At 73.3% G+C, this 20,482-nt stretch carries 24 protein-coding genes; 9 read left to right on the top strand and 15 right to left on the bottom strand.

Annotation, left to right across the window (positions count from 1 at the left end):
• Positions 1–9 precede the first annotated feature (9 nt).
• Positions 10–630, bottom strand: coding sequence for a YigZ family protein (locus CP973_RS17565; RefSeq protein ID WP_150241782.1), 621 nt, complete (start codon positions 628–630; stop codon positions 10–12).
• A gap of 1,375 nt (positions 631–2,005) precedes the next feature.
• Here CP973_RS17565 and CP973_RS17560 point away from each other — a divergent pair.
• Positions 2,006–2,413, top strand: a complete 408-nt coding sequence (locus CP973_RS17560; RefSeq protein WP_150241780.1) for a CoA-binding protein — start codon at positions 2,006–2,008, stop codon at positions 2,411–2,413.
• 50 nt (positions 2,414–2,463) lie between these two features.
• On the opposite strand, the gene CP973_RS17555 is transcribed toward CP973_RS17560, so the two are convergent.
• Positions 2,464–2,865, bottom strand: a complete 402-nt coding sequence (locus CP973_RS17555) for an STAS domain-containing protein (RefSeq protein WP_150241778.1) — start codon at positions 2,863–2,865, stop codon at positions 2,464–2,466.
• Positions 2,866–3,405: 540 nt separating this feature from the next.
• Between CP973_RS17555 and CP973_RS17550 the strand changes: the two genes are divergently transcribed.
• Complete coding sequence (locus CP973_RS17550) at positions 3,406–3,726, top strand: hypothetical protein (RefSeq protein WP_150241776.1); 321 nt, start codon at positions 3,406–3,408, stop codon at positions 3,724–3,726.
• A gap of 14 nt (positions 3,727–3,740) precedes the next feature.
• Here the strand turns inward: CP973_RS17550 and CP973_RS17545 are convergent, their stop codons facing one another.
• The 4 genes from CP973_RS17545 to CP973_RS17530 form a co-directional block, all read right to left on the bottom strand.
• Positions 3,741–4,760, bottom strand: a complete 1,020-nt coding sequence (locus tag CP973_RS17545) for a helix-turn-helix domain-containing protein (RefSeq protein WP_150241774.1) — start codon at positions 4,758–4,760, stop codon at positions 3,741–3,743.
• Between the two features lie 228 nt (positions 4,761–4,988).
• Positions 4,989–5,549, bottom strand: a complete 561-nt coding sequence (locus CP973_RS17540) for a YbaK/EbsC family protein (protein WP_150241772.1) — start codon at positions 5,547–5,549, stop codon at positions 4,989–4,991.
• Between the two features lie 44 nt (positions 5,550–5,593).
• On the bottom strand, positions 5,594–6,166 hold the full coding sequence (locus CP973_RS17535; RefSeq protein WP_150241770.1) for a helix-turn-helix domain-containing protein: 573 nt from the start codon (positions 6,164–6,166) through the stop codon (positions 5,594–5,596).
• Positions 6,167–6,319: 153 nt separating this feature from the next.
• On the bottom strand, positions 6,320–6,928 hold the full coding sequence (locus CP973_RS17530; protein WP_208853202.1) for a TetR/AcrR family transcriptional regulator: 609 nt from the start codon (positions 6,926–6,928) through the stop codon (positions 6,320–6,322).
• 217 nt (positions 6,929–7,145) lie between these two features.
• On the opposite strand from CP973_RS17530, the gene CP973_RS17525 reads away from it, so the two are divergent.
• Complete coding sequence (locus CP973_RS17525) at positions 7,146–8,363, top strand: cytochrome P450 (protein ID WP_150241768.1); 1,218 nt, start codon at positions 7,146–7,148, stop codon at positions 8,361–8,363.
• 4 nt (positions 8,364–8,367) lie between these two features.
• On the opposite strand, the gene CP973_RS17520 is transcribed toward CP973_RS17525, so the two are convergent.
• Positions 8,368–9,330, bottom strand: coding sequence for a DUF3048 domain-containing protein (locus CP973_RS17520; protein WP_150243709.1), 963 nt, complete (start codon positions 9,328–9,330; stop codon positions 8,368–8,370).
• 153 nt (positions 9,331–9,483) lie between these two features.
• Between CP973_RS17520 and CP973_RS17515 the strand changes: the two genes are divergently transcribed.
• Positions 9,484–10,227 (top strand): Mut7-C RNAse domain-containing protein, encoded by a 744-nt coding sequence (locus CP973_RS17515; RefSeq protein ID WP_150241766.1) that lies wholly within the window; start codon positions 9,484–9,486, stop codon positions 10,225–10,227.
• Between the two features lie 137 nt (positions 10,228–10,364).
• Here the strand turns inward: CP973_RS17515 and CP973_RS17510 are convergent, their stop codons facing one another.
• On the bottom strand, positions 10,365–11,192 hold the full coding sequence (locus CP973_RS17510; protein ID WP_244409563.1) for an acyltransferase: 828 nt from the start codon (positions 11,190–11,192) through the stop codon (positions 10,365–10,367).
• A 128-nt stretch (positions 11,193–11,320) separates the two neighbouring features.
• Between CP973_RS17510 and CP973_RS17505 the strand changes: the two genes are divergently transcribed.
• Positions 11,321–11,812: a DUF6328 family protein gene (locus CP973_RS17505; RefSeq protein WP_150241765.1), complete on the top strand. Its 492-nt coding sequence runs from the start codon at positions 11,321–11,323 to the stop codon at positions 11,810–11,812.
• Positions 11,813–11,933: 121 nt separating this feature from the next.
• On the top strand, positions 11,934–12,539 hold the full coding sequence (locus tag CP973_RS17500; RefSeq protein ID WP_150241763.1) for a flavodoxin family protein: 606 nt from the start codon (positions 11,934–11,936) through the stop codon (positions 12,537–12,539).
• Positions 12,540–12,601: 62 nt separating this feature from the next.
• On the opposite strand, the gene CP973_RS17495 is transcribed toward CP973_RS17500, so the two are convergent.
• From CP973_RS17495 to CP973_RS17490, 3 genes are all read right to left on the bottom strand, one after another.
• Entirely contained in the window at positions 12,602–13,639 is a 1,038-nt protein-coding gene (locus CP973_RS17495) for an SDR family oxidoreductase (RefSeq protein ID WP_150241761.1), read from the bottom strand.
• Complete coding sequence (locus CP973_RS41415; protein ID WP_003985963.1) at positions 13,636–13,755, bottom strand: LPFR motif small protein; 120 nt, start codon at positions 13,753–13,755, stop codon at positions 13,636–13,638. The genes CP973_RS17495 and CP973_RS41415 overlap by 4 nt, the downstream gene beginning before the upstream one ends.
• A 75-nt stretch (positions 13,756–13,830) precedes the next feature.
• The gene (locus tag CP973_RS17490; RefSeq protein ID WP_150241759.1) at positions 13,831–14,715 is read right to left on the bottom strand and encodes an SDR family oxidoreductase; all 885 of its coding nucleotides are present in this window, start codon (positions 14,713–14,715) and stop codon (positions 13,831–13,833) included.
• Positions 14,716–14,884: 169 nt separating this feature from the next.
• On the opposite strand from CP973_RS17490, the gene ku reads away from it, so the two are divergent.
• A complete protein-coding gene (gene ku / locus CP973_RS17485; protein WP_150241757.1) occupies positions 14,885–15,928 on the top strand; it encodes a non-homologous end joining protein Ku in 1,044 nt (347 codons plus the stop codon).
• Between the two features lie 54 nt (positions 15,929–15,982).
• Here the strand turns inward: ku and CP973_RS17480 are convergent, their stop codons facing one another.
• From CP973_RS17480 to CP973_RS17470, 3 genes are all read right to left on the bottom strand, one after another.
• Positions 15,983–16,450 carry a DUF5709 domain-containing protein gene (locus CP973_RS17480; protein ID WP_150241755.1) on the bottom strand — a complete coding sequence of 156 codons (468 nt, stop codon included), beginning with the start codon at positions 16,448–16,450 and terminating at the stop codon, positions 15,983–15,985.
• A 60-nt stretch (positions 16,451–16,510) separates the two neighbouring features.
• Entirely contained in the window at positions 16,511–16,906 is a 396-nt protein-coding gene (locus CP973_RS17475; protein ID WP_150241753.1) for a DUF2795 domain-containing protein, read from the bottom strand.
• A 175-nt stretch (positions 16,907–17,081) separates the two neighbouring features.
• Positions 17,082–17,822, bottom strand: coding sequence for a GAF and ANTAR domain-containing protein (locus tag CP973_RS17470; RefSeq protein ID WP_150241751.1), 741 nt, complete (start codon positions 17,820–17,822; stop codon positions 17,082–17,084).
• Positions 17,823–18,077: 255 nt separating this feature from the next.
• On the opposite strand from CP973_RS17470, the gene CP973_RS17465 reads away from it, so the two are divergent.
• Positions 18,078–19,121, top strand: a complete 1,044-nt coding sequence (locus tag CP973_RS17465) for a Ppx/GppA family phosphatase (RefSeq protein ID WP_150241748.1) — start codon at positions 18,078–18,080, stop codon at positions 19,119–19,121.
• A 159-nt stretch (positions 19,122–19,280) separates the two neighbouring features.
• Positions 19,281–19,613, top strand: coding sequence for an STAS domain-containing protein (locus CP973_RS17460; protein ID WP_150241746.1), 333 nt, complete (start codon positions 19,281–19,283; stop codon positions 19,611–19,613).
• Between the two features lie 319 nt (positions 19,614–19,932).
• Here CP973_RS17460 and CP973_RS17455 read toward each other — a convergent pair whose 3' ends face one another.
• The gene (locus CP973_RS17455; RefSeq protein WP_150241744.1) at positions 19,933–20,232 is read right to left on the bottom strand and encodes a hypothetical protein; all 300 of its coding nucleotides are present in this window, start codon (positions 20,230–20,232) and stop codon (positions 19,933–19,935) included.
• Positions 20,233–20,482: the final 250 nt, after the last annotated feature.

The raw sequence follows: 20,482 nt of genomic DNA, 5'->3' as shown, positions 1-20,482 counted from the left end.
GGCGAGTGCCTACCCGTAGGCCTCCCCGCCCACCTCCAGCCCGGCCGTGCCCGCCGTCGTATCGGCCAGCCAGGCGCGGAACGCGTCCAGGTCGGATTCCGGCAGCCCGACCTCGATCCGTACGTCGGCCCCGTACGTCACCTCGCGCACCGCCCGCCCCGTGGTCCGCAGATCGTTCTCCACCCGCCCCGCGCGCTGGTGGTCGACGGTGACGGTGACCAGCCGGAAGCGCTGCCGGGTCACCGTGCCCAGCGCGTCCAGGGCCTCGCCGACGACGCCCCCGTACGCGCGGATCAGGCCGCCCGCGCCCAGCTTGATGCCGCCGAAGTAGCGGGTGACGACCGCGACGACGTACCTGACCTCGCGGCGGACCAGCATCTGCAACATGGGCACCCCGGCGGTGCCGCCCGGCTCACCGTCGTCGCTGGCCTTCTGCACCCCACCGTCGGCGCCGAGCACGTACGCGAAGCAGTTGTGCCGCGCGGTGGGGTGCTCCTTGCGGACGCGCGCGATGAAGTCCTGCGCCTCGCTCTCGGTCGCCACCGGGGCGAGCGAGCAGATGAAGCGGGACTTGCTGATCTCGATCTCGTGGACACCCTCGCGCGCGAGAGTCCGGTACTGGTCCTGCATCCGGCCACCCTATGCGGCGCTGGGAGCGGCTGGTGAACGGCGATCCTTTCTTGTCCCCTCCGGACAGATTCCGCGAACCGCCGGTACGGACGGGGCACCATCGTGCCCCTGTGTCCGGCGGCCGTCCGCACCCGTGCGAGCGGCGCGGCCTCCGGGCGGCCCGCCACCGCAATCGAGGGGTGTTCCCCATGCCCGACCTCCTTGGCCCGCGCCCGCGGTCACCACGTAACGCCCTGCCCGACGCCGCGCTGATACGTGCGGTACGCGGAGGCCAGGTGGGCCACTTCCGGGAGCTGTACCACCGGCACTACGCGGCCGTGCACGCCTACGCCGCCGCCTGCATGCCCGCGCCCCTGGACACGCAGGAACTGACCGGCCACGCCTTCGACCAGTTGCTCCAGCAGCTCGTCTCGCCCAACGCGTCCGTCGTGCCGCGCGACGACGACTCCGCTCGGCGGGAGCTGCTGGACCACGTGCGGACCGGGGCGATCGGCCGTTCGTACCGCGCCGCCGAGGCCCTCTCACCCGGCTTCCTGGCCTGGACGGCGGCGGGCGCGGCCTGGCCCCTCGGGGAGGACGGCCGGCTGGCCGACGCGTTCCTGCGGCTGCCCTCCGCGGCGCGGTGCCTGCTGTGGCACCTGGTCGTGGAGCGGGACGGCCCGGAGGCGACGGCGCTGATCAGCGGCGTGCCCCGGCGGCTGCTGCCGGGCAGCTGCGAACAGGCCCGGTCCATGCTGCGCCAGGCCCGTACCGATCTGTACCTGGAACGGCTGGACCGCCAGGAGTGCCGCGAGGCGGTGGCCCGGCTGGGGCTGAGCGCGGCGGCGCCGCCGGGCGAGGGCGTCGCGGCGCACTTCCGCCGCTGCCCGACGTGCCGGGCGGTGTACGAGGACATCGCCGACCTGGACACCCGCCTGCGCGAACGGCTGCCCGCCCGGCTGCTGGGCTGGTGGCCCGGCGAGACCTACCTCAAGGCCAAGGCATCGGTGACCGTACCGCCCCTGGATCCGCCCTTCCTGCAACAGCAGTTGACCCGTTCGACCGCCTGCGCCACATCCCCGCCACCGGCTCCCCCGAAGCCCCGCTCCCTCCGTCTCCCCCACTTCCCCCGCTTCCCCCATCTCCTCACCACCCCCTGGCCCCGCCTCACCCGGACCTCACGTACCGCCCTCGCGGCAGTCCTGTTCGCCGCGGGCCTCATCCTGGGCAGCGTGGCGGCCCCTTCGTGCGGCACCCGGACCGCCGCACACTCTCTGCACAGCGCGTCGGCCCCCACGGGAATCTTCCGTCCCTCGCACACGTTGTCGGATGCGGAGGGCGCCCACGCGCGTCCGCGGCATCCGACGGACCTCGGTCCCACCCATGGGAGGCAGCTGTGTACGGCGATCCGGCCACGATCCGCAGGATTCTCCAGGAATCCGGCGACACCTGGGCCGTCGTGGGCCTGTCCACCAACCGGAACCGCGCGGCCTACGGCGTCGCCGACGTCCTCCAGCGCTACGGCAAGCGCATCGTCCCCGTCCACCCCAAAGCCGAACGCGTCCACGGCGAACAGGGCTATCCGTCCCTGACCGCCGTCCCCTTCCCCGTCGATGTCGTCGATGTCTTCGTCAACAGCGAACTGGCCGGCGGCATAGCCGACGACGCCATCGCCATCGGCGCCAAGGCCCTCTGGTTCCAACTCGGCGTCATCGACGAAACGGCCTACGAGAAGGCCCGGGCAGCCGGCCTGGACATGGTGATGGACCGCTGCCCGGCCATCGAGATACCCCGGCTGGGCTGAGCCGCGCGGCGAGGTTCCCGGCCCGGCGGGCCGATGCCTCTTCCCCGGCGTCAGTGGTGCAGCAGCTGCCAGAGCCCGTTGCGTGCGATGCCCTGGGCGACCGGCCAACCGGTCCAGGACAGTGCCAGGTAGCCGTCGGCGGCGTGTACGGCGTCCTTCAGGCCCAGGAGGGTGTAGAGGCTGCCGTTGTCGCACCAGGTGACGCCGGACAGGTCGAGCCGCAGGCAGCGGGAGCCGGCTTCGATCAGGACGACGATGGTGTCGCAGAGGCTGTTGACCGTGTGGACGTCGAACTCGCCGGTGAGGAGCAGGGCCGTGCTGCCGTCAGGGGTGCGCGTCACATCGATGACCAGGCGCGAGTCGGACGGTTCGACCAGATGAGGGCCCCGCGGCGGCTTCTCCCGCATGGGCATCACCTCTTTTCCCCGGGCGATGGCGAGTGGCGTCGGCACGGGGTGCCCTTGCGGACCGGGGCCGGGCGGAAGAAACCGGGCGTGAGAATGCGCTGCGGTACCGGTGTTGTCGCGGTACCGGTGCTGGGAGCGGGACCGGTGACGCCGGTTCCTGTGCGCCCCGTACAGCGGTACGGGGCTCGGGACGACGCGCGGGGCCCGGGGCTCGACGGCGGCGCACGGCGCGGCTGCGTGAAGAAGGTCCACCGGCGTCCTCCGAGCGCTGATCGGGGCAGAGCCCACCCGACGCCGACCAGACTTCCCGGCACACCGCACGCCTGACACGTGTTACCGGCAGCGTACGAGCCGAGGCGGTGCTTGGCCCGGGCAACGGTCGCGCACACTGCGCCTTTCGCACCGTCACCCCGCGGCGGACACACGCTCTTCACCGATTCACGGGGCACATCCGTACGCCCCGCCCTCCGGAACCCCTGTGGTAACCGGCGGCGTCTTCGTCCGGCGGGCAAGGTACGGCGGGTGTCGGCGGCCGTTCACCGAAGTGCTGGTCTAGGGAAAACGGCCGTGGGGCATACCCCCGGTATGACACTGCAGGACCACCACCCGCCTGCCGCCGGGCCCGGGGACGAGAACGAGCAGCCCCTCGACGAGGTCGCCGCCGAGCACGCCGCGCTGATGACCCAAGCCGCCGTGCGGGCCCGGAGCTGCCTGGCCGTCGACGACCTACGGGGGGCTTTCACGGCCGCCTGCGAAGTCCAGGCCGCGTGCGGCCTCGTATCCGAAGCCCTGGTGGTCCTGCTGTCGCGTCAGCGGCTGGCCGCCAGGGGCCTGCTGGAGAATCAGACAGCGGAACGCAAGGACCCCCGGGGCGGTGACGCGCCGAGTGGGACGGCGGTGACGTGAAGTGGGCCCGCGCGCTAGGCAGCGGGGTCGATCAGGAACTCCTGGGCGGTGCCGCCCGTGCAGCGCTGGAGCATGACTTCGGCCCCCGGGGCCGTACGGGAGTCCCGTATGCCCAGGCACTGCTGTGCGTCGGTGCGGAAGACATACCGGGCGTGCTTCCCGCCCGTACCGGACGGTGTGCTCTCGACGCGGAAGCCGCTCGCCTCGCCGCAGGTGTTCCGCGGTTCCAGCAACCCGTCCGCCGGGCCGCCGGACAGGGCCGTCAGGCACCCCTTGCCCCGGCCGGGGTGCACCCAGGAGATGCGGTAGAGGTGCGACCCGGCCGGTTCCAGCTCGGTGCGCTGCGGCGCGACGTCCCCGCACGGCCGCTGTACGGCCACCAGGTCGTCGTAACGCCCGTCCTGGACCAGGCCTTCGGTCACGCAGAGAGCGGGGGCTGCGGCGGGACGGATCCGTATCCAGCCTGCGGGGACCGCCCGCTGGGCGCCGGCCTGCGCGCCGGTGGCCGTGTCGTCGCCGCGCCCGGACCGCCGCTGGTCCGGTGTGGGGGCTCCGGCTGAAGTCTCGTGTCGCCCGGGCGTACCGGCGGCGGCACCCGTCGGTGTTCCTCCGGAGGTCAGTGCCCAGGCCGTGGCGCCCACCGCGACGAGGGCGGCCGCCGCCGCGAGGAGCAGAGGGGTGCGGCGGTGTGCGCGGGACGAGAGGCGTCGGCGCCATGGGTGTTCCGGGGCCGGGGCCGCCGCGTCCGCCGTCGGCCTCGCGGCCACGTTCTCGCGCGCCTCCAGCCAGGCCGCCAGCCGCTCGCCCTCCCCGCAGGCGCGTACGAAGACCGCGAGAACCTCCGGGCGCGGCAGCCGCCGGCCGCCCAGGACGTCCGCGAGGGTGCTGCGCGCCAGCACCTCGCCCTGCTCGGCGGCGCGTTGTTCGAGCTGCCGGTAGGTGAGGCCGCGGCGCTCCTTGAGGTCCCGCAGCATGGCGAGAAATTCCGTCACGTCACGGGCCGTGGCCGGATCCGTGTTCCCCCTGTTGTCCATGGCGCGAATGATCGGGCACCCGGCCCGGTGCGGCTATACGAGAACTCGCCAACTGTGCTCGGTTCCGGGCACCTGCCGGACAGCGGTCGGACAACGGCCGGACACGCTCCGGGCAAGGTGCTCATCAGGCCGGACATGCTTCCGGCAGTCCCGGACACGGTCCGGGCGAGCCGCTGTTCGGCGTGGCACCGCGACGGTTTTCGGCCACGGGACAGTCATGCGCCCCGGCTACTCCCCCAGCCCCAGCCCCTCGACGACCACCGCCCCCGGCAGCTCCGCCAGCGCCTTGCCCGGGACGATGAGCTTGCCGCGCCGGCTGCCGCTGCCGATCAGCGCGTACGGGATGTCCGCCACGGCGGCGTCCAGGAACAGGGGCCAGCCGGCGGGCAGGCCGATCGGGGTGATGCCGCCGTACTCCATGCCGGTCTCGCCGACGGCGGTGTCCATGGGCGCGAACGACGCCTTGCGGGCCCCGAGCCGGCGGCGCACTTCGCCGTTCACGTCGACCCGGGTGTGCGAGAGGACCACACAGGCGGCGAGGGTGACGGCGCCGCCCCGCTTGCCCGCCACGACCACGCAGTTCGCCGACTGCTCCAGCAGCCACGGACCGTGGTGCGCCACGAGTTCGGCGGTGTCCGCGATCGCCGGGTCGGTGTCCACGTAGTGGAACTGTTCGACCGGTACGCTTCCCCGCCGGCCGCGGATCGCGGCGGCGACCGGTTCGGGCAGCAGGTCCAGGCAGTCGAGGGCGGGGCGGACCTCGTCGAAGGCATCCATGGGCACAGGCATGCCGGTCAAGCTAACAGGCGCGCCGGGCCGTGCGCCGGGCCGTCTCAGCCGGTGGGCGGGATGAGGACCGCCATCGTCATCTCCAGCGGGCGGTCGCCGTCGTTGCGGTAGCCGTGCGCCACCTTGGCCTCGAACGTCGCCGAACCGCCCGTGGGCACCGTGTGCTCCGCGCCGTCCACCACGAGCGTCAGCTCGCCCTCCGTGACGTGGAGCAGTTCGACCGAGCCGGGCGGGTGCGGGTCGGACATGCTCTGCTCGCCGGGCACCAGGTGCCACCGCCACAGCTCGAAGGGGCCCGGGGCCTCCCCGCCCACCAGGAGGGAGGTGTGGCTGCCCGCCTCGGTGGACCACATCCGTACCGCGTCCCCCGGCGCCACGATCCGCACGTCGGGGCCCTGCTCGTAGTCGAGCAGAGTGGTGATGCTGACGCCCAGCGCGTCGGCGATCTTGACGGTGGTGCCGACGCTCGGGTTGGTCCGGGCCTGCTCGATCTGGATGATCATGCCGCGGCTGACCCCGGCACGGGCGGCCAGCGCGTCGAGCGTGTAGCCGCGCTCGGCCCGCCAGTGCTTGAGGTTGCGGGCCAGCGACTGGGTGAGCTGGTCGAGGTCGGTCACGGTCCGGTCCGTCCAAGGTCGGGGCGCGGGGCTGCGGTGTGGCGTGTGGTGCACTTCGGCGTGCAGCTCACTGTACTGCGGCGGGCCGCCGCTCCGGCCCCGTACTGTCGGCCGACGCCCCGCGCGGCAGCCGGCCATCCGCTCGCGGCGCCCTCAGCGATGCTGCTCGATGAGCGTCCGGGCCATCCGCTGCGCCCGCCGGGCGGCCTCCGTGTCGCCCTCGGCCGCCGAGACGATCGACCCCTTCATCAGGATGTGCCACGAGCGCGCGAAGGCGTCGGTGTCCCGGAGCCCGGCCTCTTCCGCCAGTGACCGTACGAAGGCCCGGATGTTCTCCAGATGGGCGATGCTCGCCTGTCCCAGCGGGTGGTCCCGGCCCATTTCCAGCAGGACGTTGATGAAGGCGCACGCGTCGAAGTCCGGCCGGCGGAACCATTCGTCGAACACGTCGAAGACGGCGAGCAGTTGCTCCTCCGGGGTGGTGCCCCGCTGCCGCGCGCCGGCCGCCACGTACCCCAGCGTCCAGCGCTGCTCGCGGCGCCGGAGGAACTCCAGCACCAGCTCGTCCTTGGAGGGGAAGTTGCGGTAGAGGGTGGCCTTGGCCACCTGGGAGCGGGCGATGACCTCGTCGACGCCGACCCCGCGGATCCCCCGCCGGGAGAACAGCTCGTACGCCGTCTCCAGGATGCGTTCGCGTGCCGTGGCGGACGTACGGGCGGCCGGCGCCGCGGCTCTCGCACCGGCCGCGTCCCCTGAAGCCATCGGGTCCCCCTGATGAACGTGATGGTGATCGTGGACATGCTCATCCACCCTGACACGGTACGGGCACGGCCTGCCCGGCAGAACTGCCGGGCCCGGACTTGGGCGTCTCTTTGACGGCCCGCTTCGGCGGCTCGTCCCACCGGCCCGCCGAAGCGGCACGCTCCGGCGGCCAGCGCCGGGCTGGTCACGCCCCGGGGGCGGCGGCTACCGTCCGCGCATGGAAGGAGTCCAGGCAGTCTTCGATCCCTGGTCGCCGGATTTCGTCGCCGACCCGTACCCCGCCTACGCCGAGCTGCGCGCCCGCGGCCGGGTGCACCACTTCGCGCCGTCGGACCAGTGGCTCGTCCCGCACCACGCGGACGTCGCGGCGCTGCTCCGCGACCGCCGGCTGGGCCGTACGTACCGGCACCGCTTCACGCACGAGGAGTTCGGCCGCCCCGCCCCGCCGCCGGAGCACGAGCCGTTCCACGTCCTCAACGACAACGGCATGCTCGACCTGGAGGCGCCCGCCCACACCCGCATCCGCCGCCTGGTCTCGAAGGCGTTCACCGCCCGCACGGTGGAGCGGCTGCGGCCGTACGTCGAAACCCTGGCGGACCGGCTGGCCGCCGGCCTGGTCGCGGACGGCGGCGGGGACCTCGTGGCGCGGGTCGCGGAACCCCTGCCGGTCGCGGTGATCGCCGAGATGCTCGGCATCCCGGAGGGCGACCGGCCGCTGCTGCGCCCCTGGTCGGCCGCGATCTGCGGGATGTACGAGCTGAACCCGCCGGAGGAGACGGCCCGGCGGGCGGTGGCCGCATCGCTGGAGTTCTCCGGCTATCTGCGGGAGCTGATCGCCGCGCGGCGCACCGCGCCGGGGGACGATCTGATCTCCGGGCTGATCGCCGCGTACGACGAGGGCGAGTCGCTGAGCGAACAGGAGATGATCTCCACCTGTGTCCTGCTGCTGAACGCGGGGCACGAGGCCACCGTCAACGCGACGGCCAACGGCTGGTACGCCCTCTTCCGCCACCCCGCGCAGCTGGCGGCCCTGCGCGCGGACCCGGCCGCGCTGCTCCCCACCGCCGTCGAGGAACTGCTGCGCCACGACACCCCGCTCCAGCTCTTCGAACGCTGGGTGCTGGACGACATCGAGATCGGCGGCACGGTCGTGCCGCGCGGCAGTGAGGTGGCGCTGCTCTTCGGCTCGGCCAACCACGACCCGGCGGCCTTCGGCCACCCCGAACGGCTCGACCTCGCCCGCAAGGACAACCCGCACATCTCCTTCAGCGCGGGTGTCCACTACTGCATCGGCGCTCCCCTGGCCCGTATCGAACTGGCCGCCTCGCTGGCGGCGTTGCTCCGCCGGGCCCCGGACCTGCGCCTGGCCGCCGAGCCGGAACGCAAGCCCAACTTCGTCATCCGGGGGCTGCGCGAGCTGCTGGTCACGGTGTGAGGCGCTACCCGGCACCGCCGCCCACCGCGTCCTGCGGTACGTACACCACCCACACCTGTCCGGACGCGAACGCGAGCGGTGCACCCGACGCGGTGGTGAAGTCCGTACCGCCGTCGGCGGACGGCCGCGACCAGTGGGCCTCGTACGCCTTGCCGTCACGCAGTACGCGGGCGGGCCCCGCGCCGGTGGTCTCGGTGTACGGGGAGTAGGCACCCCAGCGGTCGTGGTAGCGGGAGGCGTGGATGCGTACGCCCTGGACGACGACCGTGGGGACGGCGAGGCGCTGTCCGCCCGTGGCGCGGACCGGGTCGCCGTCCATGGACACCAGCCAGCCGTGCCGCTCCGCCGACCAGTCGAAGGTGAAGCGGGCGGACGGGTACCGGGCCGTGTACGAGGAGGTGTCGCGCCCGCCTGACGGCGCGGCGCCAAAGCGGAAGCCGATGTCGCGGGCGGTGCTCGCGTGGGGCGCCGCCTTCAGGGCGCGCGCGGGGCTGACGTAGAGGTTGTGCGGCGCCGCGCGATCCTTGCTGCGGGAGTAGGCGTCGCCGGCCTTGCCGGGCGGCAGCGGGTACAGCGGGGCGGCTTCGACGACCGGGTCCAGCTTGGTCTGCGTACCGGAGTAGGCGAACGCGGGGCGGCCGAACTGGCGCAGCAGCTCCAGGTCGGATTCGCGCGCGCTGCGCACCGGGCCGACGGACTCCGGCAGTTGGGAGGAGTAGACCGCCAGCAGCCGGGAGAGCCCCGACTCGACCCGCTCCACATAGACGAGGTCCGCGCCGTCGAGGCCCGTCTGCGGGCGTGCGGCACGTACGTTGTCGATCTTCACGGCGAGCACCGGGGCGGCCCGCGCGGCCTTCCCCGTGAACGGTGAACGCCCGGTGGTGCCGCCCTGCTGGCAGCCGCTCGCCGCACCGGCCAGCAGGGCGCAGAGCAGCGCCGCCACCGCCGTCCCCGTACGCCTCGTCAACCGCACCGTGGTCCTCCCGTCCGGCACCGCCCCGTGCGACGAGGACACCACAGGAACGGCCGGCTGGCGAGAGGGCGCCGAACCGCTCGGGCGGGTCGCCACGGCGCCGGGGCCCACGTGGGCACGCCCGCGGCGCGATGGCATGCTGGCGGCGTGAACCGACCCGAGATCCACCTCACTGTCGCCCCTGAGCTGCGGCTCTTCGTCCCTTCCGAGCGGCGCGCAGGCCGCACTTCACTGCGTACCGACGGGTCGTCCACCCTCGGACACGTCGTGGAATCGCTCGGCGTCCCGCTGACCGAAGTGGGCCGCCTGCTCGTGGACGGGCGGGAGACGGCGGTGTCGCACGTACCGCGGGACGGTGAGGACGTGGAGGTGTGCGCGGTGCGGCGGCCGCAGCGGGTGCCGGGCGCTCCGCTGCGGTTCCTGCTCGACGTGCATCTGGGGACGCTCGCGCGGCGGCTGCGGCTGCTGGGCGTGGACGCGGCGTACGAGAGCACGGACATCGGCGACCCGGCCCTGGCCGCGCGGTCGGCGGCCGAGCGGCGGGTGCTGCTGTCGCGGGACCGCGGTCTGCTGCGGCGGCGCGAGAACTGGGCGGGCGCGTTCGTCTACAGCGACCGCCCCGACGAACAACTGCGCGATGTACTGGGCCGGTTCGCGCCGGAGCTCGCGCCGTGGACCCGGTGCACGGCGTGCAACGGGCTGCTCAAGGAGGCCGAGAAGGGCACGGTCGAGGAGCGGCTGGAGGGCGGGACGCGGCGTACGTACGACGTGTTCGCCCAGTGCACCGTCTGCGAGCGGGTGTACTGGCACGGCGCGCACCACGCGCGGCTGGAGGCCGTCGTGGACGCCGCGGTCCGCGAGTTCGGCGGGGCGGCGGCCCGGCGCGGGTAGGGAAGTGACGCGCGCTCCTCAGCGTGCGCGCCCCCTGGACGCGCGCCTCCTGGTTGGGCGCCCCCTGGTTGCGCTCCTCCTGGCTCCGTGCACCCTGGGTGCGCGCCTCCGGGGTGCCTGCCCCCGGCCCCCGCCGCTCACGGCGCGTCCGCGGGCCTCGGCACCGGCGCCCCCTGCGCCCCGTGCCCCGGCTCCCCCGGCCCCGCGCCGCCCGCATCCATGCCGCCCGTCTCCGCCTCCAGCGCCGCCAGCGCCATGAGCTCTTGGGACGTGACGCCTTCGGGGATCGGCACCGGGGCGGGGGTGCGCAGCGGCGGCTGCCAGCCGGCCTCCGGGTCCCAGGAGCGGACGACCTTGGCGGGCGCCCCGGCCACCACCGAGTGGTCGGGGACCTCGCCCCGTACGACCGCGCCGGCCGCGACCACGACGTTGCGGCCCAGCCGGGCGCCCGGGAGTATCACCGCCCCGGTGCCGATCCAGCTGCCCGGGCCGATCGTGACCGGCTCGCTGCGCGGCCACTGCTTGCCGACGGGCAGTTCGGGGTCGTCGTAGCTGTGGTTGGTGGTCGTGACGTACACGCCGGGGCCGAAGAAGCAGTCGTCGCCGATGGTCAGCCGGACATCGGCGATCACATGGCTGCCGCGGCCCAGGACGACGCCGTTGCCGAGGGTGAGGATCGGGTCGGGGCCGAGGTCGAGGCCGGGCATCATGCCGGCGGTCAGCGTCACGTCCTGGGCGATGATGCAGTACGCGCCGATCTCGATCCACGGGTCGCCGAAGACGGTGCCCTGCGGATAGGCCAGCCGGGCGCCGGCCCCGAGCCGGCGGAAGCGGTACGGCCCCGGGCGCTCGGCGGTGACGGCGCCCGCCTCCCGCACCCAGCGCGCTCCGCGGTGCACCGCGCGGGACACGGCCCGGCGGCGCCAGGCCACCACCGATGAGAACACGTTCTGCTTTTTCGGCACCCGCTCACCGTACTCAGCACCGCGCGCCGCCCGCCCCGCCACCACCTGTGATCTTCACCCCACCGGCCCCCGCGAGCACCGGGCGGCGCCGACGGGACAGCGCCCGGCCGCCCGCCTATCGTTGGTCCATGGCACCCGCGCGGCAGGCGTCCGAAGGCCGCCACGAGTCGGCCGAGGAACGGGCCGACCGTCGGTGGAACGAACTGCTGCAAGAGGTACGGGTCGCCCAGACCGGCGTGCAGATCCTCTTCGGCTTCCTGCTCACCGTCGTCTTCACCCCCCGCTTCGCCACCCTCGGGCCGACCGAGCGGGCCATCTACGTGGTGACGCTGTGCCTGGGCGCGGCGGCCACCGGCGCGCTCATCGGGCCGGTCGCCTTCCACCGCTTCGTCACCGGGCAGCACATCAAGCCGGAGACGGTCGTCTGGGCCTCCCGGCTGACCATCGCCGGCCTGGTGCTCCTGCTGGCCACCGTCATCTCGGCGTTCCTGCTGATCCTGCGCGTCGCGCTGCACGACAGCACCGTCCCCTGGATCGTCTCGGGACTGGTGGCGTGGTTTCTGCTGTGCTGGTTCGCGCTGCCCGCCTGGGCCCGGCACCGGTACGCGTCCGGGAAGTGAGCACCGCCGGGCGGTGGCGGCCGCCCGCACCGCGTCGAGCGGCGGCGCGCGGGAACCCGGGGTACCGTCCCACCGGGGGCACCACGGCGTGCGCGCGCCTGCCGACCTCTGAGGAGCTGCCATGATCCGGGCCCTGGCCTTCGTCTGCACCCTGAACCCGTCCCCCACCCGCTCCAGCAGCCAGTTGCTGGCGGACCAGGTACTGGCCGAGCTGAGCGGTCTCGGGGTCCAGTGCGAGTCCGTGCGCGTCGCCGACCATGACGTACGTCCCGGCGTCGCCGTGGACATGGGCAACGGGGACGCCTGGCCGGGGCTGCGCGAGAAGATCCTGGCGGCCGACATCGTGCTGCTGGCCACCCCGATCTGGCTCGGTCACCCCTCCAGCCTGTGCCAGCGGGTCCTGGAGCGGCTGGACGCCGACATCTCCGAGACCGACGACCAGGGGCGGCAGCTGATGTACGGCAAGGTCGCCGCGGTGGCCGTCGTCGGCAACGAGGACGGTGCCCACAAAGTCAGCGCCGACCTCTTCCAGGGCCTCAACGACCTGGGCTTCTCGCTGGCGCCCAACGCCGTCACGTACTGGGTGGGCGAGGCGCAGCACGGCACGGACTACCAGGACCTGGAGGAGCGGCCGAAAACGGTGGCGTCCACGACGCGCACGCTCGCCGTGAACGCGGTGCACCTGGTGCGGCTGCTGCGCCAGTACGCCTACCCGCCGTCGTCCTGAACCACCGGCGCCGGGCACCGCCCCCGAGAGGGGACGCGGTGCCGGCCGCCGTCCGCCGCGGGTCAGCGGCGCCGGCCGTTCCGTACGGGCTTCAAGACGGCGGCGGCCGCCGCTCCGGCCGCCGCCGAGGCAACCGCCAGCAGGACGGGATGGCGTGCCATGGCCGCCTGGGGCGCGTGCGGGTGGGAACTGTCGTCGAAGATGCCGTGCGCGCCGTGGTCCTGGCCGTCCGGGCCGTCCGCCGGCTCCCACAGGTTCACCGGGCGGCCGGTGCCCGGGCTCTCGTCCATCTGCTGCGCGTCGTAACCCGTACGGGCGAGGTAGCGGTCCAGCAGGGCGGGCGCGATCCGGTTGCCGAGGATGGTCGCCACGGTGGAGGCGCCGACGTAGTACTGCTTGCGCCGCGGGTGGGCCGCCGCGTGCAGCACGGCCCGCGCGGCCACTTCCGGCTGGTAGACGGGAGACACCGGCCGCGGGTGCTTCGGCAGGCGCGAGAGCACCCAGTCGAACTGCGGCGTGTTGACCGCGGGCATCTGGACGACGGTGACCGCCACCCGGCTCCCCCGGTGCAGCAATTCGGTGCGCACACTGGACGTGAAGCCGTTGATGGCGTGCTTGGCGCCGCAGTACACCGACTGCAGCGGCACGGAGCGGAAGCCGAGGGCGGAGCCGACCTGCACGATCGCGCCCGCGTCCCGCGGCAGCATGCGCCGGAGCGCGGCCCGGGTGCCGTTGACGAACCCGAAGTACGTGACCTCGGTGGCGCGCCGGTACTCCTCCGGCGTGACCTCCGTGAACGGCGCGAACACCGTGCTGAACGCGCAGTTGACCCACACGTCGATCGGCCCGAAGGCGTCCTCCGCCGCCTGGGCCGCCGCCTCGACCTGCTCCGGGTCGGCCACGTCGGTGGGCACCACCAGGGCCCGGCCGCCCCGCTCCTCGACCTCGGCGGCGGCCGCTTCCAGTCCCGTACGGCCGCGGGCGACCAGCACGACATCGGCGCCGCGGGCCCCGAAGAGCCGGGCCGTCGCCCGGCCGATCCCGGCGCTGGCGCCCGTGACGACGACGGTCCGCGCCCCGGCCCGGTCCCGGCGGCTCACCGGGCACCGCGCGAAGCGCCGCCGAAGAGGCGGGCGAGGGCGCGGAAGGGGAGGGTGACGACGGTCGCGATCGCGTTCCCGATGGCGCGGAGCACATCGGCGATGGCGCTGAGCATGGGAGCCTCCTCGGTCTCGGGGTGCGCAGGGGGCGCCGCGGTACGGCGGTGCCGCATCCGCCCACGGTGCGTCGGCTACGGCAGCGGTGTGCCGCCGGTCGCGTTGACGATCTCCGCGGTGATGTAACTGGCCTGCTGGGACGCCAGGAAGACGTAGGCGGGGGCCATCTCGACGGGCTGGGCGGCCCGCTGGAGCGGGCTCTGCTTGCCGAATTCGGTGGTGTCCGGAAGCGTCGAGGGGATCAGCGGCGTCCAGACCGGGCCGGGGGCCACCCCGTTGACGCGGATGCCGCGCTCGGCGAGCTGGCCGGCCAGCCCGTGGGTGAAGGTCACGATGGCGCCCTTGGTGGTCGCGTAGTCGAGCAGGTGCGGACTCGGCTGGTACGCCTGGACGGATGTCGTGTTGATGATGCTGCCGCCTTCGGGAATATGCGGCAGCGACATCTTGCAGAGCCAGAACATGCCGTAGAGATTCGTCCGCAGCACCCGGTCGAACTGCTCCGTGGAAATGCCCTCGATACCGTCCGGCTGCGCCATCTGATAAGCCGCGTTGTTGACCAGGACGTCGATACGGCCGAATTCCCGCACCACCCGGTCCACCAGGGCGCGGCACTGCTCCTCCGCGCGGATGTCGCACGACACCGCGAGCGCCCGCTGCCCCGCGTCCTCGACCAGCCGGACGGTTTCCCCGGCCTCCTTCTCCTCTTCCTCCAGATATGTGAAGGCCACGTCCGCCCCTTCACGGGCGAAGGCCAGCGCGACGGCCCGGCCGATCCCGGAGTCCCCGCCGGTGATCAGCGTCCGGCGGTCGCGCAGCAGGCCGGTGCCCTCGTAGGACGTCTCGCCGTGGTCGGGCCGGGGCGTCATGGCGTCCGTCTCCCCGGGATGCGGCTGGTCCTGCTGGGGGAATTCCGGCTTCGGATGCTCGTCCACGGGATTGCGCTGGTCGTTTCCGGTCATCGTCGATACCTCCACAGACGGATGTGTTGACGCGGTACCCGTCCTGCCCCGGCGAACACCTGGCGTTTTCCCCTTTCCGTACCGCGTGCCGCCGCTGCCGCTCCCGAGGGCCGCCGGGATGCGGACGGCCCGTATCCGGCGTGCGATGGTCCCGGAGGTGGTGCAGACCATGGCACGAGCCATTTGGAGCGGGTCCCTGTCCTTCGGGCTGGTCAGTCTGCCGGTACGGATGTACTCGGCGACGGAGAGCCACACCGTGCATTTCCACCAGATCCAGCGCGGGACGTCCGACCGGGTCCGCAACAGGCGGGTGAACGAGCGCACCGGGAAAGAGGTGCCCGCCGAGGAGATCGTCAAAGGGGTCGACGTGGGGGACGGCTATGTCCTGGTCGAGCCCGAGGAACTGGACGACATCGCGCCCGGCCGGTCCAAGGCGCTGGAGATCGGCGGTTTCGTGGACCTGGACGCGGTCGAGCCGGTCTATTTCGCCACCACGTACTACCTCGGCCCGCGGGGCAAGGATCACGCCAAGGTCTACGCCCTGCTGCACCGGGCTCTCCAGGAGTCCAACAAAGCCGGTATCGCCACCTTCGTCATGCGCAACCGCGCCTATCTGGTCGCGGTGAAGGCGGAGGCCGACATCCTGGCCCTGCACACCCTGCACTGGGCGGACGAGATCCGCGACCCGTACGAGGAAATCGGCGACCTGCCCGGCCGTACGAAGATTCCGGACCGGGAGCTCAGAACGGCGGTCCAGCTCATCGAGGCGCTGAGCACCGCATGGCGCCCGGAGGATTATCACGACACCTATCAGGAGCAGGTGCGCGGGCTCATCGAGGCCAAGCGCAAGGGCGAGACGGTGGAAAAGAGCCAGGAGCCGCCGGAGTCGACGAACGTCGTGGACCTGATGAGCGCTTTGCAGGCCAGCGTCGATTCGGTCCGGGGGACGAAGAAGGGGAAGCGGGGAAAGGAATCGCGAGCGACAGGACGGCGCCGTGACGGAAAAAGGACCGGAACGGGCACCGGAAAGAGCCGCTCCGGGGGAACGGGCCGGAAGGCTCCGCGCCCCGAGGACCTCACGGGGCTGAACAAGGCCGAACTGTACGAACGCGCCACCGAGGCCGGCGTTCCGGGCCGGTCCTCGATGACGCGCGACGAACTTCTCGACGCCCTGTCCGGCAGTGGCGGCCGGAGCCACGCGAAGGCTTCCTGACCGGCGCCCGGCCGCCGGGCGGGGACGGCACGCGGCGCGGAGCCGCCGCCCGGCTCAGCGCGAGAGGTCGGGGTCGTCGGCGATGTGCACGGCGGCCTCCTCCGCCGACGCGGCGCCGCCGTCGACACCGACGTCGCGGCCCACCTCGTCGTCGCGCAGCCGCAGCGCGTCGCCCTCGTCGCTGCCGGTCATCCGCCCGGCGCGCTCGTCACCCACCTGGCGGTCCACCGGCTCGCCCTCGGCGTCCGGCTGGTCGCCGATGCCGTCGTCGTCCGGCGGTTCGACGTCCGGCCGCTCCCTGGCGAGCCGTTCGTCGAGGCTCTCGCCCGCCCGCTGTTCGTTCGCGGTGGTGCCCGGCTGGTTCACGGCCAGCGGCTTTTCGGGCGGCGAATATCCCTGGTCCAGCATCTCGTCGTAGTCCGGTTCGTCGAGAGCGTCTTCCATATCGAGTTCGTCGGACGTTCCCTGCTTGTCGGACGCGGTCGGCTGGTAGACCTCGTCGCCCATCGATTCATCGGACATGGCAGCTCTCTTTCCAGCGCGATGACGGTCGGTCGGGGTTTTCCCGGTACGGGGGTGTGCTTACCTGCCGAGCCCCAGCGATTCCACGATGCGCTGTGCGTTCTCGTACCGCTCGTCGCCCGGAAGGCGTTCGGCCAGCTCGACCAGCCGGTCCGGGGCGTGGTTCTGCCGGAGCGTGCCGACGATGGTGTCGCGGTCGGCCGGGTACACGCTGCGGCCCAGGTGCTGGGCGAGTTCCGTGCGGATCGCCACGGCCTCGGGTGTGAGGCCGTCCGGGGTGCTGCCGGGCGCGGGCGCGCCGGCGGTCCGGTCGACCGCGGGCTGGTCCTCGCCCGCGGGCTCCATTTCGTGGTCCTCTTCCGCGCGCAGCGCGCGGTCGGCCTTCAATTCGCCCTGAAGCTGTTTCTTCATCATGTCGTCCCGGGCCGGGCCGGTCTTGTTCGTACCGTGATCCATTGCTTTCCTGCCTCCAGGACTCACTGCTTTTCTTCGTCCCCGCCCCGCACGTCCGGGCCCTCCCGTGCCATGCGTTACGGAGTGCCCGTTGCCCTTTTCGCGAAACAGGCCCGCAGCCGAGAGCGAACGGCGGGCGCCGTCGGCCGGGTGAGCGGCCCCCGCGGCGGTACACCGGTCAATCGCGGCCGGACCGCGCGAAGGGGCCGGAATCGGCGGGACCGGTGATGACCCGGCGGGCGACCTCCGTCAGCCTGGTCTGGTGCGCGCGGGCGTACCCGCGCATCAACGTGAACGCCTCGTCCGGTGTGAGGCCCAGCCGCTCGGCGAGCACGCCCTTGGCCTGTTCGATCAGAACGCGGCTGACCAGGGCGGTCTGGAGCTGCCCGGTCCGGTCCCGGAGGCCGTGCAGGTCCTGCCGGTACGCCAGCCCGATGCCGACGGCGTCGGCCAGCGCCTGGCTGAGCGTGATCTCCCTGTGGGTCAGCGCGCCGTGCTGGTGGAAGAGGTTGACGGCGCCCAGGCGGCGGTCCCGGTAGCGCACGGGCAGGGCCGTGGTGGCGCTGTAGCCCCGGTCCAGGGCCTGGGCGGTGAAGCGCGGCCAGCGGGCGCGGGCGTCCGGGTGGCGCAGCGGGACGTCGGCCAGGGTCACCCCCGTACGGCAGGTGTCCCGGCAGGGGCCCTCGTCGAGTTCGACCTGGACCCGCTCCAGCGCCTCGGCCGCGTCGTCCCGGTCCGCGGTCATGATCCGGGGTTCCCGCTCGTCGGCGAGCAGCACACCGCCCGCCTGCACCCCCGGCAGCCGCAGGCAGTAGGCGGCCAGCCGTTCCACCGGGTCGGCCGCCTCCTGCCCACCGGCCGGGTCGGCGAGATCGAGCAGGGCGGCGATGAGGTGTTCTTCCCGGTCGGCGGGTGACATGGCGGACTCCCCTCTCGGCGGCCGGACCCGGCCACCGGTATCGGGCCGGTATATGGGGGCCTCGGGTATCCCGGAACCGTCCGGCCAAGCGCCCGGCAGGGGTGCGGGCGCGCGCCGGGGAGCGCATCAGCCGGAGCGCGCCCGCACCACGGCGCCTCGCCGGTCCGCATACGGAACGCCCGCGTCCGCCGCAGGCCACCGGATCCGGCTGCGACGCGAGCACTGAATCGCGCCGGAAGGGGTATCCGCACAAACATGCGCCTAGCCGTCCTGGACGCCGGATCGAACTCCGTACACCTGCTGATCAGCGAAGTGACCGGCGGCGTGCCCCTGCCGGCCCACTCGCTGAAGGACCGGGTCCACCTGGCCGAGCACGTCACCAGGGACGGGACGGTGCCCCTGGAGGGCGCGCGGCGGCTGGCCGCCGCGGTGGCACGGGCCCGTGAGCAGGCGGCGCGCCGGCGGTGCGACCGGCTGTTCGCGTACGCCACGGCCGTGGTCCGGGACGCCGCCAACCGGGACGAGGTGCTGGCGACGGTCCGCGCGGAGAGCGGGATGCGGCTGGCGGTGCTGCCCGGCGAGGTGGAGGCTGAGCTGACGTTCCTCGCTGCGCGGCGCTGGACGGGGCTGCAGGCCGGGCCGATGGCACTGCTGGACATCGGCGGCGGCTCGCTGGAGGTCGCGTTCGGCCGTGGCGCCCGGCCCGACTTCGCCTACTCCCTTCCCCTGGGCGCGGGGCGCCTGACGCGAGAATTCCTGCCCGGCGACGACAGGCCGGACCGCGAGGCACTGCGGGAGCTGCGCCGGTATGTACGCGACTCGCTCAAGGACGTGGCGGCGCGGGTGCGCTGGGAGGAGCCGCACACCTTCGTGGCCACCTCCCGTACGTTCCAGCAGCTGGCCCGGCTGTGCGGGGCCCCGCCCGGCCGGGACGGCCCGTTCGTCGCGCGCCACCTGGCCCGCAAGGACCTCAAGAAGGCGATCCGGCAGCTGGCGGCGCTGCCCGCGGCCGAGCGGGCCGCGCTGCCGGGCATCTCCGCCGCCCGCAGCCGCCAGGCTCCGGCCGGGGCCGTCGTCGCGCACCAGGCGATGAAGGCGATGGGCGTCGACCGGGTCACCATCTGCCCGTGGGCGCTGCGCGAAGGCGTACTGCTGCGCCATCTGGAGCACGGCAGTCACGACTGGTGGCCGGGCGCCGTGCTCCGCCACGGCACCTCGGCGGCCCGCACCAGACCCGGCGGCGCCACGGCGCCCCGCCCGCCGCACCGCCCGTCGCCCGACCGGGCACCGGCCGACTGACGCCGGTCCGCCCGTACGGCGACGACACGGGGCCGCGGCGTACCGGCTTCCAGGCCGCACGCCTCGCACCGGCCCACACCTCCCGACCGGGCCCGGACCCCGCCCTCCGTCGTCACCATCAAGCCACACCGGGCGTCCACGCCCCGTGCCGGAGTCACCATGAACCTGTCGAACTACCGCGTCGCCGACCGCCTCGTGATAGAGGTCCCCGAGATCATCGACATCGCCAACACCCACCAGATGGCCGCCGGCCTCCAGGGCCTGCTGAACGCGCCCCCGGCCAACGGTGTCGTCATCGACCTGCGCGCGCCCATCATCACCGTGGCCGGCCTGCAGACCCTGCTGCGCTGCCAGCGCACCGCGCGGGAGCGCGGTGTGACGCTGAGCGTGGCCGCGGACCGGCCCATGGTCCGCAAGGCGTTCCGCCTCACCGGTGCGCACCGCACCATCCCGCTGCACAGCTCGCTGGCGGACGCCCTCGCCGCGGCGTGACCGCGGCCGGGCGCGGCCGGACCGTCCTGGACAGCCCGGCCGAATCGTCACACGAATGAGGTGTTTACCGACTGGTGTGGCGAGTTACCCGTCCCGCAGCCTTCCGCAAGCGGCCGCCGGGAGGCAGGCGCCGGACCGGTTGAGAACACAGCCGCCGGCGCCGCTCTTCCCCGTTTCCTCGCCCACGATCCTCTGCGCCCAGAACGCGGGTTGTCGCGCTCAGGGAGAGGTCGGGGGAGGCTGGGGAGGAGCTGAGGAAGAGGGCGCCTTTACTCAGGAGGACTTGTCCAGGAGGACTTCTCCAGGAGGACTTCTTCGTTCAGGAGGACGGCCGGTGCCCGTGGCGCCGGGGAAGCCGCTGCGGTGCGCCGCCCTTGAAGACCAGCGGATGGGCGGGCAGCCGATTGGGGGAGGCGGAATGGCGGTAGCGGTCGATGGAGGCGGCCCGCCCGTACGGGCCCGGCCTGCGGTACTGCCGGCCGCGGGCGACCGCGGCCTGCGGCTCGGCCGAGGGCGGCCGCCGGGAGCGGCGGGGGCGGAGGAGGGCTTCTTCGTACCGGCCCAGGGCAATCACGAGTCCGAGCATCGCCAAAGGCCAGAGGGCGGCGAGCAAGGGCATGGCCGCTCCCTTCCTTGCCGGTCGTACACGCTGGCTGGAGCTTTTACGTAGCTCCACGGGTCACCCTGCGGCGAAACGGCAAACCACCGGGTGAGCGCGACCACTCCACCGGGCGTGCGCGCCGGAGTTCTCCCACGCCCCCGCCCCGGCGTCCGTCACGCGAAGAAGTGCCTGGTCGGCGCCGCGCGCTTCCCTGCGAGCCGATCACCGCGGCAACCCGCAAGCCCTCTGCACGAGTTGCGGAGCGGGA

Origin of the sequence: Streptomyces albofaciens JCM 4342 (assembly GCF_008634025.1) — a bacterium.
In the GTDB taxonomy this organism is placed as follows: Bacteria; Actinomycetota; Actinomycetes; order Streptomycetales; family Streptomycetaceae; genus Streptomyces; species Streptomyces albofaciens.
The sequence above is the reverse complement of the archived record's forward strand: the minus strand, read 5'-3'. Positions and strand labels throughout refer to the sequence as shown.

Bases quoted from the DNA above. Each gene is read 5' to 3' on its own strand.
- CP973_RS17565 (WP_150241782.1), bottom strand. From the start codon at position 630: ATGCAGGACCAGTACCGGACTCTCGCGCGCGAGGGTGTCCACGAGATC.
- CP973_RS17550 (WP_150241776.1), top strand. From the start codon at position 3,406: ATGACACTGCAGGACCACCACCCGCCTGCCGCCGGGCCCGGGGACGAG.
- CP973_RS17545 (WP_150241774.1), bottom strand. From the start codon at position 4,760: ATGGACAACAGGGGGAACACGGATCCGGCCACGGCCCGTGACGTGACG.
- CP973_RS17540 (WP_150241772.1), bottom strand. From the start codon at position 5,549: ATGCCTGTGCCCATGGATGCCTTCGACGAGGTCCGCCCCGCCCTCGAC.
- CP973_RS17530 (WP_208853202.1), bottom strand. From the start codon at position 6,928: ATGGCTTCAGGGGACGCGGCCGGTGCGAGAGCCGCGGCGCCGGCCGCC.
- CP973_RS17525 (WP_150241768.1), top strand. From the start codon at position 7,146: ATGGAAGGAGTCCAGGCAGTCTTCGATCCCTGGTCGCCGGATTTCGTC.
- CP973_RS17505 (WP_150241765.1), top strand. From the start codon at position 11,321: ATGGCACCCGCGCGGCAGGCGTCCGAAGGCCGCCACGAGTCGGCCGAG.
- CP973_RS17500 (WP_150241763.1), top strand. From the start codon at position 11,934: ATGATCCGGGCCCTGGCCTTCGTCTGCACCCTGAACCCGTCCCCCACC.
- CP973_RS41415 (WP_003985963.1), bottom strand. From the start codon at position 13,755: ATGCTCAGCGCCATCGCCGATGTGCTCCGCGCCATCGGGAACGCGATC.
- CP973_RS17490 (WP_150241759.1), bottom strand. From the start codon at position 14,715: ATGACCGGAAACGACCAGCGCAATCCCGTGGACGAGCATCCGAAGCCG.
- ku (WP_150241757.1), top strand. From the start codon at position 14,885: ATGGCACGAGCCATTTGGAGCGGGTCCCTGTCCTTCGGGCTGGTCAGT.
- CP973_RS17480 (WP_150241755.1), bottom strand. From the start codon at position 16,450: ATGTCCGATGAATCGATGGGCGACGAGGTCTACCAGCCGACCGCGTCC.
- CP973_RS17475 (WP_150241753.1), bottom strand. From the start codon at position 16,906: ATGGATCACGGTACGAACAAGACCGGCCCGGCCCGGGACGACATGATG.
- CP973_RS17470 (WP_150241751.1), bottom strand. From the start codon at position 17,822: ATGTCACCCGCCGACCGGGAAGAACACCTCATCGCCGCCCTGCTCGAT.
- CP973_RS17465 (WP_150241748.1), top strand. From the start codon at position 18,078: ATGCGCCTAGCCGTCCTGGACGCCGGATCGAACTCCGTACACCTGCTG.
- CP973_RS17460 (WP_150241746.1), top strand. From the start codon at position 19,281: ATGAACCTGTCGAACTACCGCGTCGCCGACCGCCTCGTGATAGAGGTC.
- CP973_RS17455 (WP_150241744.1), bottom strand. From the start codon at position 20,232: ATGCCCTTGCTCGCCGCCCTCTGGCCTTTGGCGATGCTCGGACTCGTG.